This window comes from Streptomyces sp. NPDC058653 (genome assembly GCF_042716895.1).
In the GTDB taxonomy this organism is placed as follows: Bacteria; Actinomycetota; Actinomycetes; order Streptomycetales; family Streptomycetaceae; genus Streptomyces.
Genome location: NZ_JBHXRM010000094.1, coordinates 1 through 1686, shown reverse-complemented (window position 1 = coordinate 1686; position 1686 = coordinate 1). Strand labels below are relative to the sequence as shown.

Annotated in this window: 1 protein-coding gene; it reads right to left on the bottom strand. The window is 71.6% G+C overall.

All coding sequences use genetic code 11. From position 1 onward, the window contains the following. Positions 1-1226 (bottom strand): hypothetical protein (locus tag ACFWU9_RS36210; RefSeq protein ID WP_384325355.1); only part of this gene is annotated, 1226 nt, incomplete at its 3' end. Positions 1227-1686: the final 460 nt, after the last annotated feature.

The following is a 1686-nucleotide window of genomic DNA, read 5'->3' as shown; positions in this document are numbered from 1 at the left end:
GGTCCCAGGTAGAACTCGTCCGGTCCGAGGGAGGCCAGGATCTCCTGGACCTTGGGGTCCCAGATATCCACGGCGCCGGGCGGTTCGGGCGCGGGGGCCGGCGGCTTGGGCGGGGGCTTGTGGGTGTAGACGGCGCTGAAGTGCTCGCCGGTGAAGGTGTACCTGCCCTGCCACTCGCCCGGGAGCCGGGAGTTCAGCAGGCTGGTGACGTCGTCCTTCTCCCCCTGGGTGCCCCGGAACGACCAGGGCAGGCGGATGAGGATGCGGGCGCCCTCGGCGCCGAGCTTGTCGGGGAGGCGGAGCCAGTTCTCCCTGGGCTCGTCCTCGGGGAGGTCGAGGTCTTCGCGCAGGATCACCCAGAGGCGGGGCCCGTAGACCGCGTCGTCTCCGGGGGGCGCCGGCTTGAAGCGGTGCGCGAGCGCGACGGCGACGACCAGGAGGACGGCCAGGACCACGAGGGTGAGGGTGCGCCAGGCCGGGAGGGTCAGGCCGACGAGGGCGGCGGTGAGGACGAGGCGGGCCAGGCCGCGGGCGGCGTACGGCCAGAAGTGCCAGGCCCGCAGGGCGCGGGCGAGGGTGGCGACGACGGGGGCTACGGCCTCGTAGACGGCCCGTACGAGGCGGGCGACGTTCTGGTAGCCGCGGTAGGTCTTCTGGGCCCAGCGGACGGCCCACAGGAGCACGCGCAGGCCCCTGTCGAGGGCGGTGGCGCCCCAACCCTGGTAGGTCTTCACCCAGGCCGCCGCGGTACGGGCCCAGGGGCTCGGCCGGCGGCGCTTGGGCTTGATCAGGCTCACGACGGGCGGGGCGAAGGCGACGGACCCGAGCGCGACGGGGCCGGCGGGCCCGGCCGGGATGGTGGAGCGGGTGCCCCGGCTCCAGAACGTGGCGTCGGTCTTGGCCTCGCCCCGGATCGGGTAGCCGCCGTAGAACCGGACGATGGCCCACAGGCCCTTGAAGACGCCCGTGATGAGCGACCAGATGTTCTTGAAGATGCCGACGACCGCCTGGTCGGCCTTCTTCCAGTCGGTCTTCTTGCCGCTCTTGTCCTTGCCCTGGGCGATCAGGCCGAGGAGGAGGAGGCCGCCGAGGATGGTGAAGTTTCCGCCGGGCAGGTGGGCGGAGGCCCAGTTCCAGGCGTCCGCGAACCAGCGGGCCTGCTGCTCCTGGGCGGGGTCGGGTGGAGCCAGGGTGTGCGCCGCGAGGGCGGCGGTCATGCTGTGCACGGATGCCCCTCGTATCTCGTGGAGGGGACCCGCTGCCTGGCGGGTGGTGAACTCTGGCAGGAGTGCCTGCCGGGCAGCGAATCCCCGGTCTGGTGACCGCACAGGTGCTGCCGATCTTCCCTGGTGGGACTGACAACCTGGCCCCTGCTGGCTGTGGATCAGGAAGACGGGCCAGTCACTCTGGACAGGTGGTCGAGGTGGGGTCCGGTGTGACAGTCGGGCCCGGATTTCTTGGATTTCTGTGTAGTCGGCCGGGCTTGCCCGAAGGCTTGCCCGTGGACCGGACAGCGGGCTTGCCCAGCGTTTTCGGGGCTTGCCCAGGGGGCCGGCGGGGGCTTGCCCAGCGGAGCTGGGGGCTTGCCCACGACCCTTCTCCGGTGACGTCACCGGATCGGTCACCGCGGTGACCCGGGCGGGGTAACGGGTCGGTGCCGGTGTCTGAACAAGCCTGCAGGTTTTT